We start from the raw sequence: 19555 nt of genomic DNA, 5'->3' as shown, positions 1-19555 counted from the left end.
CGAAATGGATCTGATGAAGAACTTGCGTGAAGTGCCGTCCCCGAGTCCTGAGGCCTATGACCGTGCTCGCGCGGCGTTGCACACGGCGATGGGGGAACCTGTGAACACGGTCGTGCGGCCGAAGCGGTGGATGTCCTGGACCAAGGTCGGCGTCGCGGCCGTGGGTGCGGCGGCCGTCGCGGTGGCCGTGGTGATGGGGACGACGGGCGGTGACGTCCCGGTCGGTCCCTCCGACTCGGCCTCGCCGCCGGTGGTGGTCGAGTCACCGCTGGTGAAGCTGGCCTCCGCGGTCAAGGCGGCCGGCACGCTGCCGGGAGAAGCGTCGCTGATCATCAACACGAAGCTGTTGCCGGACGGGCCGCAGCTCTACTACACCGTCTACACCGACAAGGGGCAGGTCTTCACCGGCGACTCGGCGCAGAACCTGGCGGCCACGGTCGCCAAGGGTGCCGCTGAGCCCGCTTCGCAGTTCAACGCGAAGGTGACGGCGGCGGCCCGCCTCGCCGCGAACGGCGACGTGGAGAAGGCCAAGTTCGACATGATCACCGCCGCGGGCAACCCCCTGGGGATCGGCCTCAGCCCCACCGAGGCGGACAAGGCGTGGGCGGAGGCCATGGCGTCGGTCGAGGAGAAGTACCGCAAGGCCGGGCAGAAGGTTCCCGACCGGCCTACGGGCCAGGACCTGGAGAACCGCATCAACAACCACCTGTTCAGCAACGCCACGCACGCGCTGTACATCGCCGCCTCCGACGCGGAGGTCCGCGCGGGGGTGCTGAAGCTGCTCGCGACCATGAAGGACGTGGCCATCGGCAAGACCGTCGTCGACGGCCAGGCCGCGCTGACCCTCACCGCGGCTGCCGCAATTCAGGGCGGCAATTCCACGTACGTCCTCACCGTCAACGCCGACAACGGCCTGCCGATCCGTTCCGAGGGCATCCCGGTCAAGGGCTCGGCGGAACCGTCCAAGCCCTGGGCGGTGAACTACCAGACGGCCCGCGTGACCCTCGCCGACGTGGCCGCGGGCAAGTTCTGATCCGAGCGAGCCGGCCGCTCTACGTCAACAAGGTGACTCCGCCTGGAGAAGAGTGAAACGGCGGTCGGCCGCGTAGTCCAATGAGGGGCTCCCCGCCACCTGGGGAGCCGTGCCGGGCGAACGCTCCTCGGAGGACGCATGGACTTTCTGCTGACCGTGGCCGTGATCGGAGTCTTCTTCCTGATCGCGACGGCCCTGTACTCGATCATCGAGGCCAGGCAGAAGTCCGCGCTGCTCCGCTCCTCCAATGCGGCCGTCGGAGCGCTTCGGCGTCAGGCGGGCAAGCCCGGCTGGCGGCAGGTTCCTCGTGACGAGGACGTGCCGGCGGGGCGGGTGAGCGCCTCCGAACGAACGCGGCGCGGGGCGGTGGAGGGGACCTGTGCGGGGCGGACCGTGCGAGTTGCGGTGTTCTCCTCGGCGGTGCCCTCGGGCCACTATCACGGTGTCCCGTCGGGGAGAATGGTCGTCCTGAGCCTCGTGGTGGCGGTGGAGGTGCCGGAACTGCGCGGAGACCTGCGGATGAATCCGCCTCAGGCTTCCAGGGGCTACGGGATGTGGGGCGGCCTGGCGGCGTTGGTGGCGGGGGATGTCGAGAAGAAGGTGCTCGCCCAGCTCACGTCGTACCAGTCGCCCGCCGTGGACATCGCCGACGGTGTCGCGTGCTTCACCTTCACCGGCGTGGACCTCGTCGAACGGGTCGAGGAGCTGGCCGTGACGGCGTGCGACGTGGTCGGCGTCCTCGTGGACGTCGGAAAGGCGGTTCCTCCCGGCGGGGAGTAGGCAGCACGGCCGGCACGTTCAGGCAGGCGGGTTTCTGAGCGCGCCGGCCGGCGTTGTTCACGCGGTCAGTTCACCGTGGCCGAGAAGTTGTCCACGGCCAGGCCGACACCGCCGTTCCAGGGCTCGAATCCGGCCTGGATGCTGGTGAGGTACCAGGAGCTGGTGATCGCACCGCGGGCGCGCACGTCGTTGAGGAAGTCGAGCACGTTGAACGACCAGGAGTTGAGCGGCGACGGCGCGACGTAGGAGATGACGTTGTTGGAACCGTTGCTGCCGCGCCACACCTGCCAGCTGCGGCCGCCGATCGTGGTGTTGCCGACGACGCTGCCGATGGGCTGGATCGGTCCCTGGCGGTTGAACCAGATCATGATCTCCATCTGGTTCACGCCGTTGGTCTTCGGCGTGGGGTCGAGCCAGATGTCGTACGCGGCGTCGTAGGTGCCGCCCGCGTACCGGTAGGAGATCGAGGACGTGGCGTTGCGGATCTGGCTGACCTGCTTCGGCAGGGTCGAGCCGGGGGAGCAGTTGGTGTAGTGGCAACCGAGGAAGACCGACGGGTACGACACCGGGGCGCCGTTGGTCGGGCTGGAACCCTGTTGCGTGGTGATCCGGAAGCCGGTCGACGTGACGTTGATGCACTGCTGTGCCGAGGTGCCCCACCTGTTGTTCTGGACCACGTAGCGGCCCTGGATGGTGGTCGACCCGTACTGGTCGCAGATGGTCGTGTCGGCTTCTGCCGAGCCTGAGGTCGCGACGAAGATGCTCGCGACCAGCGCGCCCGCGGCAGTGAGGGCACGGATGTTCCTTCGCATGAAGACTCCTCTCGCAGGTTCTGGGAGCGCTCCCACAATACCGGGACGTCAATGCCTCCTGCTCGCTTCGCGCTCGGGTCAGCTCCGGCCGAGAACGGCCTGCATCTGCCGTTCGAGGATCTCCTGGAGCGGCACGGAGTCGTCGTTGGCGAGAACGACGCCCACCCAGCCGATGTCCGGGCAGATGCTCCAGCTGGCGGCGACACCGGGGTTGCCGCCGGCGCGGTCGAACACCCAGTGGCCGTTCACGATGTGCACCGGCAGCCCGTAGGCGCCGAACGACGCGTCGGCGGTGGTCGTCCGCAAACCGCCGGTCTGGGGCGGATGGGGAATCTTGGCTCCGGTGAACAACGCGGCGTACGGCCGGTCCAGCACCGTGCCGTCGCCCAGCGCCTGCGCGAACCGCACCAGATCCGGCGCGGTGGCGAAACCGCCGTCACCGGGGGCGTCGATGAAGGCGCGGCCGGGGTTCACGCCCGGTGTGCGCGGATTGGTGCTGCTCTTGTCCAGGTTGCGCACCGCGTCCACCGTGCTGCCGTCGGCCAGCGTCATGTACGGGTGCGCGATGTGATCGTCGCTCAGCCACTGCGGCCTGGTGAAGAAGCCCGTGCCGGTCATGCCGCAGCGCCGGAAGATGTTCTCCTGCACGTAGTCCCAGTACGTCATGCCGGTCACCGCCTGCACGATGAGCGCGGGGATGGCGATGTCGGCGCCGGCGTGGTCGCTGGGAGTGCCGACGGGTGCCAACAGCGGCGCTCGTCGTGCCCACTGCTCGTTGTACTCCAGCACCTCCTCCTTGCTCTGGAAGACGCGGTCGACGTCCACGTCCGCGTTGCCCATCCCGGAGGTGCTGGAGAGCAGGTGGTGGATGGTCACGTGATCGGCGACGTCCTTGCTGAAGCCTGTGAGAAAAGTGCCGACGGTGTCGTACAGCTTCAGCCTGCCCTGCTGCGCCAGCTGCAGGATCGCCACCGCGACGAACGGTTTGCCCGCCGAGCTGAGGCTGAACGCGGTGCCCTCGTGGTTGCGGATGCCCCTTTCCCGGTCGGCCATGCCGTAGCTGCGCGACAGCACGGTCCTGCCGCGGTGCGCCAGCAGCACCACACCGGAGAACCTGCCCTCGGCGGCCAGCTTCGCCACGTACCGGTCGTACGCCCCGCCGGGCCGGGTGTCCGGTGGGACCCGGTGGTCCTCCGGCTCGGCGTGGACACCGGTCGGCGGAGTGCCGGCCACCAGACCGGCCGCCGTCAGCCCGCCCCAGCCGAGCACACGCCGCCGGTCGACACCACGTGCGGAATCCGCGCTCATGCTCACGGCCCTTCCCCTTGGTCCCAGAGTGGATGTGCCTCCACCGAAGTCAGGAGAGGGTTGCGAGGGCGTATGAGGTTTTCGATACGTCCGCGATAAGCGCCCAATCCGAGGCTCCACAATGGACAGAGCATGGCCGGGGCGCCGAATTCCTTCCTGGCGTGGAATGTTCTCGTTCTTGCCACCCGCAGCTCCGCAGGTCTCTAGGCTCGGGTTCCTCCTTATGAGCAACTTCGTTCGACTCGAGGGGGAATGTGAACCCGGACGCGGATTACGAGGTCCTGCTCGCCGAGCGCCAGGCGCTCCTGGCCCAGGTCCGGGCCGGCGGGACCTGGACACCGGCAGACGACGCCGGCCGTCAAGAGGTCGTGGGGACCTCCGGCGACGGCGCGGTGCGGGTGGTGATGCGGGACCGGCGAGTCGTCTCGGTCGTCGTCAGCCAGGCGGTGTCGGCGAAGTCCCGCCGCGAGGTCGCGGACCTGCTGCTGGAGGCGATCAACCCCGCGGTGAGGCAGTCGCTCGCGCTGGCTCCGCGGGCCGGCGATCCGGGGCCGGATCTCGCGGCCGTCGGCACCGGGCTGGCGGAGGCCGCCGAGGCGGGCGGGCAGGCGCTGCGGCGGATCCAGGACGCGGTGGAGCAGTCGATGGCCAAGCTGGCCGGCAAGGTCCAGGTCCGCGGTGACGCGTCACCTCAGTACGTCGACTTCCTGTTCGACGAGGCGATGGAGGTGGTGCGGTCCATGCGGGCCGCGCTCGACAGCGATGCCTCGGCACCGGTCACCGGTGAGGGACGGGACGAGGCGAACGAGGTCGTCGTCGCCGTGTGCCAGGGCGAGCTGAACCGGATGACGCTGAGCAGTTCCGCGTTGCAGATGTCGCCGGCCGAGTTCGGCCGGGCCGTCCAGCAGGCGGTCAACGAAGCGCTGACGGACTGGGAGCGGCGCAGCGCCGAGGCGGGACGGCAGCCGCGGGACCCGGAGGCGCTGCGGCAGCTCGCGGAGCGGGCCGGTGCCGTGCGGCGGCAGAGCATGGAGCACTTGCACACCTACACGGACAGCATGACCGCGATCATGCGCAACGCGGACCAGTAGCAGGGGGGCTGCACGGTGTCAGGCGGATTCACGGTCAATCCGGAGGAAGTGGGCGGAGCGGCCAAGAGCCTGCAGGGGGCGGGGCAGTCGCTCGCCGGTGCGGTCGCCGAGTTCCAGTCGCGGGTCGCGGCTCTCGGGGACGCGTTCGGTGACGACGACCTCGGCTCGGTCCTCGGGATGATCTACCAGGTCGCCTCCGAGGTCGCGTTCGAGAGCTTCCAGGACAACGCGGAAGGCCTGCAGGAGATCGGTCACACGTTGCAGGACATGGCCGACCACTACGCCGAGACCGACGCGGCGCACCGGGACGTGTTCCAGCAGGTGCTGGGAGGGCTGTCATGACGAGCGGGGTCATGTTGCCGCCCGAACTGGCCGGACTGCTCAACACGCTCGGCTTCAACTGGCCGCTCAGCGACGAGGGCAAGCTCTTCGACCTCGCCGGGCAGTGGTCGTCGTTCGCCGATCGGCTGGGACCCGCCGCCGCCGAGGCCGACGGTCACGCCCAGCGGGTGCTCGGCAACAACTCCGGTGCCGCGGTGGAGAAGTTCGGGGCGTTCTGGTCCGACGGCGAGTCGCCGAAGCAGAACCTCGACGACGGCGCGACGGCGTCCACGCTGATCGGGACCGGCCTCTACGTGTGCGCCGGTGTGGTCGTGGCGTTGAAGATCGCCGTGGTGGTGCAGCTGGCGATGCTCGCGGTCGAGATCGCCCAGGCCATTGCCACGGCCGTGCCGACGTTCGGTGCCTCCCTGGCGGAGATCCCGATCTTCAAGAAGATCACCGACATGCTGCTGGACCAGGCGTTGGACCTGGCGATCAACGCGGTGCTGAATGGCTAAGCGCGCGGGCGGCAAGGCGGCCAAGGCCGGTGCCGGGATCCTCAAGCCCGCCCTGAAGGGGCTGCGCAAGTCGAAGCGGCCGGCCGGTGTCGCGGCCGCCGCCAAGTCGGCGGCGAAGAAGGCTCCCAAGCCCAAGCCGGTACCGGGCGCGTGGGTCAAGAAGCTCAGCGCCAAGGACAAGGCGAGCTACGACAACCTCAAGAACGCGGTGACCGCGTCCTCCAACCGCTCGGCGGCCCAGATCCGCGCCGGGCTGTCACCCGCCCAGCTCGCCAGGGGCAAGCAGGAACCCTGGTTGCGCTCGAGGTTCGTCGGCACGGAAATCGAAAAGGACGTCGCCCGCCGCGTGCGCTCGGACACGAACATCACCCACCTCGGGGCGAGTCAAACCGGCAAGGCGGTGCCGGACTTCAAGATCGGCGGGCAGCACAACGTGGACGTCACCGGCGGCAGCGCGACATCGCTGCGCACGCACATGAATCGGCCGTACTACAGTCACCCGGACCAGGTGTTGCAATATCCGTCGGTGCCCAGAACCAAGCTCGACGACATCTTCCGGTAGGAAATCGATGCGAAACCACGTCAAGGAAGAATTCGAGTACCGCAAGATCATCGAGTCGTCGGCGGAGATCGCGGATCTCGATTTCGAGCGGTGCTCGTTCGTCGGCGGAGTGATCATGCAGCCGGCCGACGACCCCGCCTACGGGCTGGTGGTCCGCAACGTCGCCCTGCGCAAGTGCAAGGCGGGCAACGTCGAGCTGTACGGCGTCCGGTTCGAGGACGTCACGGTCGACACCCTGACCCACCCCAAGACCATCGAGTTCGAAGCCTGCGTCTGCACGCACGTCGTGCTCCGGGGCAAGGTCGGCGCAGTCCGCTTCCGCCCGGCGGTCGAGGACGATTCACGTGCGGTGCTCGCTCCGGCGGCCGCGAAACTGTACGAAGGCGTCGACTGGGCGCTGGACATCACCGAGGCGGAGTTCAGCGACGTCGAGATCTGGGACGTTCCGGGGCATCTCGTGAAACGCGACCCGGAAACCCAGTTCCTCGTTCACCGTGCCGCCGCCGCGGCCGCGAATGTCGACGCACTGTCCGTTTACGCGCAGATCTACGTCGAACGTGCCGCCGAGGCCCCGTACGACACGAGCGTGGTGGTGGCCCCGAAGCGGTCCAAGACCTTCCAGGAGCAGCTCGACGCGTTCCACGAGCTGCGTGATCTGGGCATTGCCGAATGATCCGCCTGAGTAGGCTTTCGCCCATGTCCGCCATGCGCCGCACAGGAGCCCGATGATCACCGATGTGTTCAGCGCCGGACCCGAGACGCTGCCCGGCTACCGCGCCGCGGGCTTCCCCGACCCGACGACCTTCGGCTACCGCACGGTGCGGGCCAGGGGCCTGGACCCGGTGGCGCTCGCGTCGCTGGACGTGCTGCTCTCCGGCGTTCCCTTCGAGACCGCACTGGACACCGCCGGCACGTCCCCCTCGGCCGACCCGAACCTGTACGAGGCCCCGGTGATCACCACCCTCAGCGAGCGGGTCGTGCGGTTCCTCCCGTCGATCGACGAGGGGAGCATCGACCAGCTCGCCGCGGACTGGCACGCATCACCGGAACTGGCCGACCGCGACCCCGCCGCGCTGAGCTCGTGGCTGCGTCAGGTGGCCGACCTGTGCCGCACCACCGTGCCGGCCGGAAACCTCCTGTTCGTCTGGAACTGTCTATGAACATCACCGCCCGCCAGTTCGAAGCCGCCCAGCGGTACCGGTGGCTGCAGGCCGCCTACTACCACTACGACGTCGTCGAAACCACGCTCGGCAACCCGGCGATCGCCTCCGACCCCAACATCAGCACCCCCGGCTCCGGTGACGCGGTCCCGCTGGACTACCCGGACGCGCTCGTGGGCGGCACCAACCCGGTCCACGTGGTTCCGGAGACCGAGACCAGCGAACGAGCCCACCTCAGCCGGCCCGGTGTCACCGAGCCCGATCAGCTGATCACCTACGCCCCGGCCACCGACGAGCTCCTGGCGGAGATCTTCGAGTGACCCGTTGAGGTCGTGCTTCAGCGCGCTTCCGCGGGCTGCGGGAACGTGGTGAGTCCTTCTTCTGCCAGCCGGGCGGCGCGGTGGACCTCCCTGGTCACGGCGTCGATCGCGTCCGGCAGCGCGTGGCCGGGGCGCAGGTGGGTGCGGAGGGCGCGGAACTGCACGCGCCACAGGCCGAGCAGGGTGGCCGCGGCGATCTGGGGTTCGGGGTCGTCAGGGCGCAGTCCGGTCCGGGCGGCGAGCACCTCGGCGGCGATGTCGGCGAACCGGTCGGCGGTGTCGCTGCGGTAGGCCCGCAGCGAGGGCGTGCTCCGGATCAGGTTGCCGAACTTCTGGTACTGCGCCAGGGCGCGGTCGGTGTCGGCGTCGGCGGCGATGGTGGCGGCGAGGCCCTGCCGTTCCTGGTCGAGGACGGCCAGCATCGCGGCGACGGGGGACAGCGCCGGGTTCGACAGGTGCGTGCGCAAGGCGTCGGCCGTCGCTTCCAACCGGTCCAGCAGCAGCGCTTCCTTGCTCGGGAAGTAGTTGAAGACGGTCTTCTCGGACACCCCGCACGCCTCGCCGACGTCGGCCACCCGGACGGCGTCGAAGCCGTGCTCGACGAACAGCTGTGCCGCCGTGTCGGACAGCTGCCGGCGCATCGCGCGCTTCTTGCGCTCCCGCAACCCTTCCGTTGTCGTCACGCGGTCATCCTAGTTCAGCCGCACGAAAAGTTCTGCTACTGTAATTTTACAGCCACTGAAGTTACGTGCGACGAGGAGCCGTCATGTCCGAGATCCACATCGTTCGCGACTACCCGCACTCGCCGACGAAGGTCTGGCGGGCGATGACCGACCCCGAGCTGATCCCGTACTGGACCTCGACCGGGAAGGGCGCTCGTGCCGTCGGGTTCCAGCCCGTGGCCGGCAACCGGTTCCAGTTCGTCGCCAAGCCGATGCCCGGCTGGCGCGGGATCGTCGACTGCGAGGTGCTGGAGGTGCGCGAACGGGAACTGCTGCGCTACACCTGGGTCGGCGCGCCGGGCGAGACACCCAGCCAGGTCCTCTACCGGCTGGAGCCCATCCCGGGCGGCACCCGCTTCACCTACCACCACACCGGGTTCACCGGAATCGGCGGGTTCGCCATGGCCAAGATGCTCGGCTCGATCCGCACCAGGATGCTCACCACCGGGGTGCCCGCCCTGCTCGCCCAGCTGGACGAGACCGGCACGCTGCGCCCGGCACGACCCTGATGAACATCCCCGCACAGGCGTTCGCCCTGGTCGCGGCGCTCACGCACCTGTGGATCTCCGCGATGGAAAGCATCCGGTTCGGCAGCCCTGCTGTGCACGCCATGTTCGAGGTGCGCGCGGCGGATCTCGACGCGGTCCGTCCCTGGGCGTTCCACCAGGGCTGCTACAACGCCCTGCTGGCCTTGCAGGTGTTCGCCGGTCTCACCCTGGCGCATCTGGGCCACGGTGCCGTCGGCGCGGCTCTCGTCCTGGCCGCCTGCGCGTCCATGCTCGCGGCGAGCGCGGCCCTGATCGCCTTCGACCCGCGCCGGGCGCGGATCAAGGGCCTGATCGGTCAGGGCGCGCCCGCACTGGCGACCCTCGTCGCCCTCGTGGTGTGAGCAGCCGATCCGGGTAGCGTTCGGAGCGTGCGGACCGAGGACGAGCAACTTCTGGCGCGGCTGGAGCAGACACTCCGACCCCCTGCGCCCATCCCCTCCGGCGACGGCTGGGCGGCGGCACCGGATCTGCTGCTGCACCTCGTGGAGCAGATCCGGTCGCGGCGGCCCTCGCTCGTGATCGAGGCAGGCAGTGGCACCTCGACCTTGTGGCTCGCCACGGCCCTGCGCACCTTCGGCGTTCCGGGACGGGTGGTGAGTCTGGAGCACGATCCCGGCTACCACGAACGCGTCGTCCGGGAGGTCGACCGGCTGGGGCTCGGCGACCTCGCGCAGGTGCGGCTCGCTCCGCTGGAGCAGCACACCGTCGACGGCGAGAGCTGGTCCTGGTACGCGGAGTCGGCGTGGCGGGATCTGAGCGGGTGCGACCTGCTGTTCGTGGACGGTCCACCGGGGTGGACGGCCCCTCTCGCCCGGTACCCGGCGGTGCCGCTGCTGGCCGGCGCCCTCGGCCCGGGCGCGGTCGTGGTCCTGGACGACTACGACCGCGACGAGGAGGAGGCCGTGGTCGCCCGCTGGATCCAGCGGCACCCCACGTGGAGTCTCGAACGCCTCGGGCACGTCAGGGGCACGGCCGAGCTGCGCCTGCCGGACGCGGAACCGAGCTGACGTCAGAGCTGCACGGCGCGGATCGCACCCGCCCACGGTTCGGCTTCGAGGTGGGTGAGGTCGGGGTTCGCGCCGAGTCGCACTGCGGCTGCCGAGACGAGCCGTTGGAACGGCAGCACGGTCACGAGCGGGCGGCCCAGCGGGTGGACCTCGGCGAACCGCACGTCGCCGTCCTCGGAGACGGTGATCGTGGTCGCGCCCAGGGTGCCGAGCAGGGTGCGCAGGTCGACGGTCCGGCCGCCGTCGTCCGGTGAACCGATGAGGAACGCCGCGGTGCCTGCGGAGAACACGGCCGGTGTGCCGTGCAGGGCGAACTCCGTGTGCAGGCCCTCGGCCCAGCGGTAGGTGCCTTCCTTGAGCTTCAGCGCCGCCTCGTCCGCGGTGATCGCGTCGAGTCCGGTGCCGGTGACGATCGTCGGGGTGGCGGTCGTGATCGCGTCCACCGCTGCCGCGGGCAGCGGCAGGGCGAGGGTCTGCCGCATCGCCGCCGGGGCCTCGGTGAGCGCCTTCGCCAGTTCGGTGGCGTCGAACGTCTGCGCCACGAGGCGTCCCAGCACGGTGAGGGCGGCCGTGTACGAAACCGTGTGCGTGCTTGCCTTTTCCTGCGGACAGGTGCGCACGACCGCGTCGGCTGCGGGCGTGGTGTCGCCTGCGCCGGTGATCGCGATCGTCGAGGCGCCGGCTTCGCGGGCGTCGGCCAGCACCTGGTTCGGGTAGCGCTTGGTACCGCGGTGGCTGACCACGACGACCTGGTCCGCCGGCTGCACGGACTCGCTCAGCGCCAGGTCGTGCGCGTCGATCGCGGACGGGCGCACCTGGCCGCCGGTCACGAGCCGGGTCCACGCCGCCGCGATCCGGCAGGCGTGCAGGGACGTGCCGATCCCGGTGAACACGATCGGGCGGTTCGGGTCGAGCGCGGGCAGTTCGGCGTCGAGCAGCGCCGCGACCACGTCGGGCTGTTGTGCGACGTGCTGGTCGAAGGCGAGGTCGGTCATGCTGGGGTGTCCTGTTCGTCCTGATAGCGCGGCAGGTTCTCGGGGAAGATGAGCTGGAAGACGGCCAGGTTCACCAGCTTGCCCAGTTTGACGCCGATGTGCTGGATCAGACCGGTGCGCACGAACCCGTACCGTTCGATCATCCGGATCGACGCGATGTTCGTGTCCGTGTTGAAGCTGATGATCGTGCTGTAGCCCTCCTCGCGCGCGAACTCCACCAGGAACCCGGTCAGCGCGCTGCCGACGCCCATGCCCTGGGCGTCGGGTGCGATGTAGATCGAGATCTCCGTGCTGGGGAAGTATCCGCCGCGCGCCGCGAACGGGCTCAGGGTGCCGTAGCCGACGACGCGGCCGTCGCGTTCGGCGACCACCGCGGCGTTGCGTCCGCCGTGCGCCGCCAGCCACGCCGACATCTGCTCGGCGGACTTCTCCTCGGTGTCGAGGGTGGCGTCGGTGTGCCGCACCGCGTGGTTGTAGATCGCCCGCACGTCCTCCAGGTCGGTGGCGGTGGCGTTCCGGATGATCGTCCCGACGGACGTGGTCATCGCTGCAGAGCTCCTTCAAGCAGGCCGAGTTCCTCGAAGCGGTCGTGCGTCGCCGGGTCCTCCAGCACGCCGACGGACGCGAAGTGGCGCACGGTGAGACGCGAGGTGTCACGGGCGTAGTCGCGCACGGTCCGCTCGTCGTACACCTCGGCGATCACCTGCTCGGCATCGTCGCGCGACAGGCCGTAGCCGAGCAGCTCCTCCCGGATCGCGGGGCGGTCCGGGTGCAGGAACGCGAGCACCAGGTCCGGCAGCAGCGGGCCGAGCTCGCGGCGCACGGCGTGGTCCAGCTGGGACCACAGGTACTTCAGGAAGACCGCGAAGTAGGCGTGGTGGCGTCCCTCGTCCTGGGCGTGGTCGCGAATGGTCTCGCGCACGGCCGCGTGCACGCGCGGGTCGTTCGGCACCTCCGCGAGCGTCGCCGAGATCAACGTCTCGGAGCACACCACGAACAGCAGCTCCGCCAACGGCCGCAGCTCCGGCGCCAGCGTGTCCTGCAACTGCCGCAGCCGTGTCGTGAAGTACGGCTCCGCCGTCAGCTTCGGAGCGATGCCCGTGCGCGTTCGCACCTGTCGCAGCAGATCCGCCGAGAACACCGCGTGGTAGGCCTCGTCGCAGTAGATCTTGTACGCGTCGAAGACCATCTCTTCGGGCAGTTCGACACCCACGGTCCGGTGCGCGATGCCCAGCACCGTGCGGTTGACGACCAGGTGCTCCAGCTTCGTCGTGAAGTCCAGGTACCGGTACAGGTGCTGGGTCAGCACCTGCCCGAACACGTCAGCGGGCAGCGAGCGGACGAGCTCGTGCCTCGCCAGCGGGACGAGGTCGGGCGAGAACGAGTACCTGTCCTCGCTCTCGTCCAGCACGCGCCGGGGCGCCTGGCGCACACTCGACCGCTCGAACCAGGCGGCGAAGGGCGAGCGGTACTCGAGAGCCTCCTCGGGCGCGGTCGTCTCCTGCGCCGCGCTACCGGCGAGCGCGGCGAGCGCCTTCTTCGGACATGCTGCGAGAGCGGGACAACCGATGAACAGCCCGGCTATCCCGCACACGGCGACCCGTTTCTCCGGTACACGCCAACACCTTCGGACGTCGAGAACACCTGGTGCACGTCGTAGTGCTCGTCCAGGTGCGCCGCCCACTTGGCGAACTGCGCCTCGTTGTTGGCGATCCGGCCGGCGAAGTAGGCGTTGTCGGTCAGGTTCTCCAGCAACACGTTGTGCGCCAGGAGCAGCGCGCCCTGCGGCAGCGCGTGGCTGACCGCCCGCGTGTGCGGGTAGTAGATCGCCTTGTCGCGCAGGTCCGGGTCCGGTGCGTCCAGCGGTCCCTCGGCGTCCAGCACGCACAGGTCCACGTCGCTGAGCGTGCGGGCGTACTCGGAGGCGTCGGCCACCACGAAGTCGACCAGGTGCGCGTAGCCGAGTGCGGTGATGTTGCGCTCTGCCAACGACATCACGTCCGCGTCGACGTCGACGAGCGTGACCCGCCCGCCTGCGGCGGCGACCGCGGGCAGCACCCAGACCGCCCAGTACCCGTAGTAGGAGCCGAGGAAGACCGCGTTGCGCGGCCGGACCTGGTGCGCGATCGCGAAGATCAGTCGCGCTTCCTCCGGGAAGATGAAGGTGGTCCGGTCGCCGTGGTCCCATTTCTTCGCCACGAGCTCGGCGAACTCCGCGAACCCGTCCACGGGGTATTCCGTGTCCTGGACCAGTCCGTTCGCGGCGAGCGCGGCGAGCGCCTCCGTCACGCAGGTGTGGTCGTCCGCCGGAAAGCGGGTGGACAGATTCTGCTTGTCCCGGTTCAGGCCCAGTGCGCCCAACTCGTCGAAGTTCGACTCGACCCAGCGCGAATAGTCCGCTCGGGTCATGAGCCCGTCCCGGAAGTCCCGGTACTCGACGTGGTTCCGCATTGCCGTGTCGATCACGGAGTACGCCGTCCCCGACGGCACGGTGGTAGTCATTCAAATCCCCCTGTTGGAGCGGGACTATAGGCGGCGTCGTCGCTTTGTCGGCAACGGTTTGTGCGCCAAGTCACCGAAGGTTTCCCACCTGATGGTCGACGTCTGCCTCAGAGGCTGAGGCGCTGCCGCCATTCGGCGCATCGTTCCAGGTAGGAGCATAGATCGAAAGTGCTTCTTTCCCAGTCGCGTGGAAGTACTCCCCATTCGGCGTCCGCTCGGGCGCCGGCTACGTACGCCCAGCCGCGGCCGACGTCGAGGGCGAGTTCGCGCAGCTCGTAAGAAGGTGCCTCGAACGCGTCCAGGATTCGCCATTCGGTCGTGGTGAGCCCGCTCACGAGCACACCTTTCGCCGTTCCGGCACCGGGTACGAGAACCGGGAACGGCCGGTCTCGTAAAGCGGCGACACGCCAACCGGGGGCCTTCGCGTCGGTCAGTTCGGGTACGCGACCGAGGAGAATTTTCAGAACTTCGCGGAAAGTGAGGCTGCCGTACACGAACAACGCGTCGGGTTGGCTCGCCAGCCGATTTACCGCAGTGGCGTCCGTCATGGCGGCAACTGTTGCAGGAGCCCTCTCGGTGCGGTGCGCAAATGATGTCGCCACTGCTGTGAGTTCGGCCACGGCATATTGCGACCGGAATGGGGTCGTGTGAGTGTGCGCGGGTGAACAGCGCGCGGGGGAGCGGCTTCGGCCTGTTGTGGGCCGGTCAGACGGCGAGCGTGGTGGGCGGCCAGGTCAGCGACGTGTCGGTGCGTCTGCTGGCGGCGACCACGCTGGCGGCGACGCCCTTCCAGCTGGGCCTGCTGTCCGCGGCCCAGACCATCGGTTTCCTGCTCATCGCACTGCCGGCCGGAGTGCTGGCCGACCGGGTCCGCCGCCGTCCCGTGCTGATCACCTGCGACCTGCTGCGCGCGGGCCTGCTCGCCCTCGTGCCCCTGCTCTGGTGGCTCGGCGTGCTGACGTTCTCCCAGTTGCTGCTGGTGGTGTTCGCCGCGGGCCTCGCGCAGGTGGTGTTCGACGTGACGTACCAGTCGTACGTGCCGGCGCTGGTCGGCCGGACCGCGCTGGTGACGGCCAACGGGAGGCTGGAGTCGAGCCGTTCCACCGCGGTGGCGGCGGGGCCGGCTCTCGGCGGCGTGTTGTCCCAGGCGCTCGGTGCCGCCAACGCGGTGTTCCTGACGTCCGTCGGCTACCTCGCGTCCGCGTTCCTGTTGTCCCGCATACCGGTGGTGGAGGAACAGCCCACGCGCGCCGGGAAGCGCTCGCTCCGCGCGGAGATCGCCGAGGGCCTGAAGTTCGTGCTGGGCAACAGGTTGCTGCGCGCGACCACGGCGGCGGCCACGATCTTCAACTTCAGCTACGGCATCACGCAGCCGTTGGTCGTCGTGTTGCTGGTGAAGGAGCTCGCGCTGAGCGGGTCCGCGGTCGGCGTGATGCTCGCGCTCGCCGGCACGGGCGGCTTGGCCGGTGCGCTCGTGGCCGGACGGATCGCCGACGCGATCGGCCGCTCGCGCGCGATCTGGGTGTCCGAGTTCGCGTGCGTGCCCGCGTTCCTGTTGCTGCCGTTGACCTTCCGCGGCTGGGGCCTCGCGTTCTTCGCGGTGGGCTTCTTCCTGCTGCACCTCATCCTGTCGGTGTTCAACGTGTCCAACCTCAGCTTCCGCCAGGCGATCTGCCCCGATCACCTGCTGGGCCGCATGAACGCGAGCGTGCGGTTCCTGATGTGGGGCGCTCTTCCGCTGGGCGCTGTAGTCGGTGGCGCTCTGGGCACCGCACTCGGTGCGCGCTGGTCCCTGGTGATCGCAGCCGCCGGTTTCCTCTGCGCCGCACTGGTTCTGCTCGCCTCCCCGCTGCGCCGCCTGCGCGACCTTCCCGAGACGGTGCTCGCGTGAACGCGGTGACGGCGCGGTACCTGGAGAACGCGGCGCTGGCCGGTGCCGTCGAAGAGGCGGACCTGCCGCCCGCCTACCAGCACTACTGGTCCGGCAAGATGTTGTCCCGTCCGCTCTTCGTGCCGGAGTCCGAGCTGCTGTCGTGCGCTCGGGACGCCACGGCGGTGCTGGAGTTGTTGGGAGCCTTGCCTTCCAGGGTGTTCGACGGTGACGTGGCGCGCTACTGCGCGACCCTCGGCATCGACCCCGTGACGTCCGGCCTGCTCGCGTCGTACTACGACGGGCCGCCGGTTCCCTACGGTCGCGCGGACTTCTACCGCGACGGCTCGTCGTTCACGATGCTGGAGTTCAACGTCGCGAGCGATCTCGGCGGCCTGGACAACGCCGTGCTGCACCAGGCTTTGCTCGGGGTGCCCGAATTCGCCGCGTTCGCCGCGGAGCACTCGTTGACCCACGTCGACACCGCGGCGGAGGTGGTCCGGTCGTTGCGGGCGGTGGCACCGGCGCCGGATCCGATGGTGGCTCTGCTGTGCGCGGACGCCGACCTGCCCGCGTACCAGGACCTGCTGGCGTCCTTCGTGGAGGAGTTCGCCCGGCTCGGCCTGGACGCGGTGGTGGCCGGCCTGAGCGAGGTGCGCACCCGCTCCGGACGGCTCTTCGTGCGCGACACGCGGATCGACGTGGTGCTGCGCTACTTCACCGTCGACCACGTGCCGGCGAATGCGGCCGTGGTGGAGGAGATCCTGCGCGCGCACGCCGCCGGCACGTGCGTGCTCTTCACGTCGATGAGCAGTTCGCTGTGGTCCAACAAGGGAGCGCTTGCCCTGCTGTCCGACGCGCGGTGGATGTCGGACGCCGAGCGCGCACTGGTCGACCGGGTGCTGCCGTGGACCAGGCCGCTCACCCACGAACTCGTGGACCAGTGCGTCGAGGAGCGCGAGCAGCTGATCGTGAAACCGCCGCGCGACTTCGGCGGGCACGGCGTGGTCGCGGGCTGGGAAACGCCGGAACACGACTGGAAGGAGCTGCTGGGCCAGGCGGTCCAGCGGTCCTGCGTCGTGCAGCGCCGCGTGGTCGCGGAACCGGAGCCGGTCGTGGACCCGGCGACCGGCGAGGTGTGCAACTGGGTCCCGGCTTGGGGGCTGTTCGTGACGCCGGAAGGCTTCGCGGGCACGTTCATCCGCGCGGTGCCGCAGGGCGGTGGCGCCGTGGTGAACCTGGGCGCGAACTCGAAGGCCAAGGTGGCTGCCGCGTTCTCCCACCGGTGACTTCGAGCCGCTGTCACCCGTTCAGCCTCATTGTGGATTTCTGTCCTGCGGGGCAGACTCCCAGCCGCAGAGGGCTGCTTCGCGTGGTGTCGGGGGACACGCGCGGATATTGGGGGGCTGCACTTGACTTGCGCCGAGCCGGCGCGGGGCTTTGCCTTGCGCGCTTATTTCACTTTCAGACGCGGACTGGTCGTCGCCGTGGTGGCGTCGTTGGTGTCCGCTGTGTTGACCGCGACGCCGCCGTCGGTGGTGGCGGCGCCTTACAAACCGCCCGTGCCGAGCAAGGAGCGGGTGGTCGCGGGTAAGAAGAACGGTCTCGGCAAGGTCGAGGACGTGCGGACCGGTAAGGCTTTCACGGCCAGTGCGCCGGTGTGGCCTGGTGCCGGTGTCGCCGAGGTCGACGCCGCTACGACCGAGCCTGCCAAGGTGGCGGGCACGCCGTTGTCCGTGGCTGCCGCGGATGTGGCGGTGGCGAAGGCCAGGCCGAAGATCAGGATCGAGACGTTCGACCGGGACAGGACCCGTAAGGCCGGTGTGGACGGTCTGTTGTTCAAGGTGTCTGGTGGGTCGGCGAAGGTCGAGGTCGATTACTCGTCGTTCCGCTGGGCTTACGGTGGTGACTGGGCTTCGCGTCTGCGTCTGGTCGAGTTGCCCGAGTGCGCGTTGTCGACGCCGGACAGGCCGGAATGCGCCGCGAAGCCGGTGCCGTCGCGCAATGACACCGCGAAGAGCAAGGTCACCGCGACGCAGGCGAGTCCGTCGGGTGTGACGTTGATGGCGTTGTCGTCGGGGACGTCGAGTGGTTCGGGGACGTACAAGGCGACGTCGTTGTCGCCGTCGGCGACGTGGTCGGCGGGCTCGAACACGGGTGGATTCTCGTGGAGCTATCCGTTGCGGGTGCCGCCGTCATTGGGTGGTCCGGCGCCGTCGTTGACGCTGGGGTATTCGTCGCAGAGTGTTGATGGGCGGATGGCTGCGTCGAACAACCAGCCGTCGTGGGCAGGTGAGGGTTTCGACCTCGGCGTGAACTTCATCGAACGCCGGTATGTCGGCTGCGCGGGTGACATGGCCGATAGTGCGCGCAACACGGTGGCGACCGGTGATCTGTGCTGGCGCAATGAGAATGCCACGTTGTCGATGACGGGTCATGGCGGTGAGCTGATCAAGGAAGCCGCGCCGTCGAGCCGGTGGCGGCTGCGTCAGGACGACGGCACGCGCGTGGAGTTCCGTACGGGTGCGGACAACGGTGCGCGCAACGGGGAGCACTGGGTGGTCACCACGCCCGAGGGCACGCAGTACTGGTTCGGCAGGAGTGCGCAGTCGGTGCTGAACGTGCCGGTGGCGGGCAATCACGCCGGTGAGCCGTGCGCGGCGACGCTGTTCAAGGACTCGTTCTGTTCACAGCCGTATCGGTGGAATCTCGAGTATGTCGTGGACACCCACGGCAACACGATGACGTACTCCTATGACAAGGAGAAGAACAAGTACGGGCGTAACAACTCCCGGACTGATCTGGTCGAGTACGACCGTGCCGCGGTGCTCAAGCAGATCGATTACGGCACGCGCAACGACCGTACTGAGACCGCGCCGATGCAGGTGGTGTTCGAGTCCGCCGACCGCTGCCTGTCCGACTGCGGTACGAAGGACGCGGCGCATTGGCCGGATGTGCCGTGGGATCAGGAGTGCGCCGGGACTACGTGCAATTACAGTTCGCCGACGTTCTGGGTGACCAAGCGTCTTGCGTCGGTGACGGCGAAGGTCGGCGGGAACGCGGTGGAGAAGTGGACCTTCACCCACTCGTTCCCTGATCCCGGTGATGGCACGCGTGCGGGGTTGTGGCTGGACAAGATCTCGCGTGTGGGTCTGGTGGGGCAGCAGACTCCGGTGCCGGATGTGCGGTTCCAGGGCATCCAGCTGAGCAACCGGGTGGACACGCACTCGGATCAGCTGGCGGCGATGAAGTGGTGGCGGCTCAAGACGATCTTCACCGAGAGTGGTGGGCAGATCGACGTCAACTATGCCGATCCGGACTGCGTGGCCGGCTCCCGGATGCCGGACCCGAACGCGTTGCAGGACAACAAGCTGCGGTGTTATCCGGTGCGGTGGACGCCGGAGGGCAACACGACGCCGATCTGGGACTACTTCCACAAGTACGTCGTGGCGAGCATGACCGAGTCGGACCTGACCGGCGGCAACGTCCGGGTGCTCACGCAGTACGAGTACGTCGGTGATCCGGCGTGGCATTACGCCGACGACGACGGGTTCGTCAAAGCGGAGGACAAGACGTGGTCGGTGTGGCGCGGCTACAGCGCGGTGCGGACCAAGCTGGGTGACCCCGGCGAGCAGACGCTGACCGAGCGGCGTTACTTCCGCGGTATGCACGGCGACAAGCTCCCGTCAGGCACACGCAACGTTCCCATGCCGGCGATCACCGTGGGTGGTGTGCCCGCGGTGAATGACGAGGACGCGTTCGCGGGCATGGTGCGTGAGGAGATCGTCTACAACGGACCCGGCGGCGCGGAGGCGTCGGCGACGGTCAACGCGCCATGGCAGTCCGAACCGACCGCCACGCGGACGATCAACGGTGTCACGGTCAACGCCCGCTACATCCAGTCCGCGGGCAAGTACTCGCGTACCGCGTTGGATGGTGGTCGGGGGTTCCGCACGACGAGTCAGGTCACCGAGTTCGATCAGACCTATGGCATGGCGACGCAGAC

23 protein-coding genes are annotated in these 19555 nt (G+C 68.9%); 15 read left to right on the top strand and 8 right to left on the bottom strand.

Features of this window, described 5'->3' with window-relative positions; genetic code table 11:
- Positions 1–88: 88 nt before the first annotated feature.
- Both ACWEIJ_RS44985 and ACWEIJ_RS44980 read left to right on the top strand, forming a co-directional pair.
- A complete protein-coding gene (locus ACWEIJ_RS44985) occupies positions 89–1033 on the top strand; it encodes a hypothetical protein (protein ID WP_449843429.1) in 945 nt (314 codons plus the stop codon).
- A 138-nt stretch (positions 1034–1171) separates the two neighbouring features.
- Complete coding sequence (locus ACWEIJ_RS44980) at positions 1172–1813, top strand: hypothetical protein (protein WP_449843428.1); 642 nt, start codon at positions 1172–1174, stop codon at positions 1811–1813.
- 65 nt (positions 1814–1878) lie between these two features.
- Here the strand turns inward: ACWEIJ_RS44980 and ACWEIJ_RS44975 are convergent, their stop codons facing one another.
- Both ACWEIJ_RS44975 and ACWEIJ_RS44970 read right to left on the bottom strand, forming a co-directional pair.
- Complete coding sequence (locus ACWEIJ_RS44975; RefSeq protein ID WP_449843427.1) at positions 1879–2625, bottom strand: GH12 family glycosyl hydrolase domain-containing protein; 747 nt, start codon at positions 2623–2625, stop codon at positions 1879–1881.
- A gap of 78 nt (positions 2626–2703) precedes the next feature.
- A complete protein-coding gene (locus ACWEIJ_RS44970) occupies positions 2704–3933 on the bottom strand; it encodes a serine hydrolase domain-containing protein (RefSeq protein ID WP_449843426.1) in 1230 nt (409 codons plus the stop codon).
- Positions 3934–4187: 254 nt separating this feature from the next.
- Between ACWEIJ_RS44970 and ACWEIJ_RS44965 the strand changes: the two genes are divergently transcribed.
- Genes ACWEIJ_RS44965 through ACWEIJ_RS44935 form a run of 7 tightly spaced genes read left to right on the top strand, consistent with a single transcriptional unit; the run spans position 4188 to position 7905 of the window.
- Complete coding sequence (locus ACWEIJ_RS44965) at positions 4188–5024, top strand: YbaB/EbfC family nucleoid-associated protein (protein WP_449843425.1); 837 nt, start codon at positions 4188–4190, stop codon at positions 5022–5024.
- Positions 5025–5039: 15 nt separating this feature from the next.
- Positions 5040–5366 carry a WXG100 family type VII secretion target gene (locus ACWEIJ_RS44960; protein WP_449843424.1) on the top strand — a complete coding sequence of 109 codons (327 nt, stop codon included), beginning with the start codon at positions 5040–5042 and terminating at the stop codon, positions 5364–5366.
- Entirely contained in the window at positions 5363–5863 is a 501-nt protein-coding gene (locus ACWEIJ_RS44955) for a WXG100-like domain-containing protein (RefSeq protein ID WP_449843423.1), read from the top strand. The genes ACWEIJ_RS44960 and ACWEIJ_RS44955 overlap by 4 nt, the downstream gene beginning before the upstream one ends.
- A complete protein-coding gene (locus tag ACWEIJ_RS44950; RefSeq protein WP_449843422.1) occupies positions 5856–6425 on the top strand; it encodes a hypothetical protein in 570 nt (189 codons plus the stop codon). Before ACWEIJ_RS44955 ends, ACWEIJ_RS44950 begins: the two co-directional genes overlap by 8 nt.
- 7 nt (positions 6426–6432) lie before the next feature.
- Positions 6433–7098: a hypothetical protein gene (locus ACWEIJ_RS44945; RefSeq protein WP_449843421.1), complete on the top strand. Its 666-nt coding sequence runs from the start codon at positions 6433–6435 to the stop codon at positions 7096–7098.
- A gap of 52 nt (positions 7099–7150) precedes the next feature.
- Positions 7151–7585 (top strand): hypothetical protein, encoded by a 435-nt coding sequence (locus ACWEIJ_RS44940; RefSeq protein WP_449843420.1) that lies wholly within the window; start codon positions 7151–7153, stop codon positions 7583–7585.
- On the top strand, positions 7582–7905 hold the full coding sequence (locus ACWEIJ_RS44935) for a hypothetical protein (protein ID WP_449843419.1): 324 nt from the start codon (positions 7582–7584) through the stop codon (positions 7903–7905). Before ACWEIJ_RS44940 ends, ACWEIJ_RS44935 begins: the two co-directional genes overlap by 4 nt.
- 17 nt (positions 7906–7922) lie before the next feature.
- On the opposite strand, the gene ACWEIJ_RS44930 is transcribed toward ACWEIJ_RS44935, so the two are convergent.
- Positions 7923–8588 (bottom strand): TetR family transcriptional regulator, encoded by a 666-nt coding sequence (locus tag ACWEIJ_RS44930; protein WP_449843418.1) that lies wholly within the window; start codon positions 8586–8588, stop codon positions 7923–7925.
- Positions 8589–8671: 83 nt separating this feature from the next.
- Between ACWEIJ_RS44930 and ACWEIJ_RS44925 the strand changes: the two genes are divergently transcribed.
- Genes ACWEIJ_RS44925 through ACWEIJ_RS44915 form a run of 3 tightly spaced genes read left to right on the top strand, consistent with a single transcriptional unit; the run spans position 8672 to position 10182 of the window.
- Positions 8672–9136, top strand: a complete 465-nt coding sequence (locus ACWEIJ_RS44925) for an SRPBCC family protein (RefSeq protein ID WP_449843417.1) — start codon at positions 8672–8674, stop codon at positions 9134–9136.
- Positions 9136–9516: a DUF1304 family protein gene (locus tag ACWEIJ_RS44920; protein ID WP_449843416.1), complete on the top strand. Its 381-nt coding sequence runs from the start codon at positions 9136–9138 to the stop codon at positions 9514–9516. Before ACWEIJ_RS44925 ends, ACWEIJ_RS44920 begins: the two co-directional genes overlap by 1 nt.
- 27 nt (positions 9517–9543) lie before the next feature.
- Positions 9544–10182, top strand: a complete 639-nt coding sequence (locus ACWEIJ_RS44915; RefSeq protein WP_449843415.1) for a class I SAM-dependent methyltransferase — start codon at positions 9544–9546, stop codon at positions 10180–10182.
- A gap of 2 nt (positions 10183–10184) precedes the next feature.
- On the opposite strand, the gene ACWEIJ_RS44910 is transcribed toward ACWEIJ_RS44915, so the two are convergent.
- From ACWEIJ_RS44910 to ACWEIJ_RS44890, 5 genes are all read right to left on the bottom strand, one after another.
- Positions 10185–11177, bottom strand: coding sequence for an SIS domain-containing protein (locus tag ACWEIJ_RS44910; protein WP_449843414.1), 993 nt, complete (start codon positions 11175–11177; stop codon positions 10185–10187).
- Positions 11174–11722, bottom strand: a complete 549-nt coding sequence (locus ACWEIJ_RS44905) for an N-acetyltransferase family protein (protein ID WP_449843413.1) — start codon at positions 11720–11722, stop codon at positions 11174–11176. The genes ACWEIJ_RS44910 and ACWEIJ_RS44905 overlap by 4 nt, the downstream gene beginning before the upstream one ends.
- Positions 11719–12771, bottom strand: a complete 1053-nt coding sequence (locus ACWEIJ_RS44900) for a diiron oxygenase (RefSeq protein ID WP_449843412.1) — start codon at positions 12769–12771, stop codon at positions 11719–11721. The genes ACWEIJ_RS44905 and ACWEIJ_RS44900 overlap by 4 nt, the downstream gene beginning before the upstream one ends.
- The gene (locus ACWEIJ_RS44895; RefSeq protein ID WP_449843411.1) at positions 12759–13679 is read right to left on the bottom strand and encodes an O-methyltransferase; all 921 of its coding nucleotides are present in this window, start codon (positions 13677–13679) and stop codon (positions 12759–12761) included. Before ACWEIJ_RS44895 ends, ACWEIJ_RS44900 begins: the two co-directional genes overlap by 13 nt.
- Before the next feature lie 107 nt (positions 13680–13786).
- Positions 13787–14227: a gamma-glutamylcyclotransferase family protein gene (locus tag ACWEIJ_RS44890; RefSeq protein ID WP_449843410.1), complete on the bottom strand. Its 441-nt coding sequence runs from the start codon at positions 14225–14227 to the stop codon at positions 13787–13789.
- 113 nt (positions 14228–14340) lie between these two features.
- Here ACWEIJ_RS44890 and ACWEIJ_RS44885 point away from each other — a divergent pair, with 113 nt between their 5' ends.
- The 3 genes from ACWEIJ_RS44885 to ACWEIJ_RS44875 all read left to right on the top strand — a co-directional run.
- Positions 14341–15570: an MFS transporter gene (locus ACWEIJ_RS44885; protein WP_449843409.1), complete on the top strand. Its 1230-nt coding sequence runs from the start codon at positions 14341–14343 to the stop codon at positions 15568–15570.
- Positions 15567–16838, top strand: a complete 1272-nt coding sequence (locus ACWEIJ_RS44880; RefSeq protein WP_449843408.1) for a hypothetical protein — start codon at positions 15567–15569, stop codon at positions 16836–16838. Before ACWEIJ_RS44885 ends, ACWEIJ_RS44880 begins: the two co-directional genes overlap by 4 nt.
- Positions 16839–17051: 213 nt before the next feature.
- Positions 17052–19555 (top strand): SpvB/TcaC N-terminal domain-containing protein (locus ACWEIJ_RS44875; protein WP_449843407.1); only part of this gene is annotated, 2504 nt, incomplete at its 3' end.

It is taken from the genome of Lentzea sp. NPDC004789 (genome assembly GCF_053601075.1).
Note: the sequence above shows the minus strand (reverse complement) of the source record. Positions and strands in the feature narration are given on the sequence as shown.

Bases quoted from the DNA above. Each gene is read 5' to 3' on its own strand.
- ACWEIJ_RS44890 (WP_449843410.1), bottom strand. From the start codon at position 14,227: ATGACGGACGCCACTGCGGTAAATCGGCTGGCGAGCCAACCCGACGCG.
- ACWEIJ_RS44910 (WP_449843414.1), bottom strand. From the start codon at position 11,177: ATGACCGACCTCGCCTTCGACCAGCACGTCGCACAACAGCCCGACGTG.
- ACWEIJ_RS44935 (WP_449843419.1), top strand. From the start codon at position 7,582: ATGAACATCACCGCCCGCCAGTTCGAAGCCGCCCAGCGGTACCGGTGG.
- ACWEIJ_RS44905 (WP_449843413.1), bottom strand. From the start codon at position 11,722: ATGACCACGTCCGTCGGGACGATCATCCGGAACGCCACCGCCACCGAC.
- ACWEIJ_RS44945 (WP_449843421.1), top strand. From the start codon at position 6,433: ATGCGAAACCACGTCAAGGAAGAATTCGAGTACCGCAAGATCATCGAG.
- ACWEIJ_RS44925 (WP_449843417.1), top strand. From the start codon at position 8,672: ATGTCCGAGATCCACATCGTTCGCGACTACCCGCACTCGCCGACGAAG.
- ACWEIJ_RS44955 (WP_449843423.1), top strand. From the start codon at position 5,363: ATGACGAGCGGGGTCATGTTGCCGCCCGAACTGGCCGGACTGCTCAAC.
- ACWEIJ_RS44970 (WP_449843426.1), bottom strand. From the start codon at position 3,933: ATGAGCGCGGATTCCGCACGTGGTGTCGACCGGCGGCGTGTGCTCGGC.
- ACWEIJ_RS44895 (WP_449843411.1), bottom strand. From the start codon at position 13,679: ATGACTACCACCGTGCCGTCGGGGACGGCGTACTCCGTGATCGACACG.
- ACWEIJ_RS44975 (WP_449843427.1), bottom strand. From the start codon at position 2,625: ATGCGAAGGAACATCCGTGCCCTCACTGCCGCGGGCGCGCTGGTCGCG.
- ACWEIJ_RS44980 (WP_449843428.1), top strand. From the start codon at position 1,172: ATGGACTTTCTGCTGACCGTGGCCGTGATCGGAGTCTTCTTCCTGATC.
- ACWEIJ_RS44950 (WP_449843422.1), top strand. From the start codon at position 5,856: ATGGCTAAGCGCGCGGGCGGCAAGGCGGCCAAGGCCGGTGCCGGGATC.
- ACWEIJ_RS44985 (WP_449843429.1), top strand. From the start codon at position 89: ATGGGGGAACCTGTGAACACGGTCGTGCGGCCGAAGCGGTGGATGTCC.
- ACWEIJ_RS44920 (WP_449843416.1), top strand. From the start codon at position 9,136: ATGAACATCCCCGCACAGGCGTTCGCCCTGGTCGCGGCGCTCACGCAC.
- ACWEIJ_RS44940 (WP_449843420.1), top strand. From the start codon at position 7,151: ATGATCACCGATGTGTTCAGCGCCGGACCCGAGACGCTGCCCGGCTAC.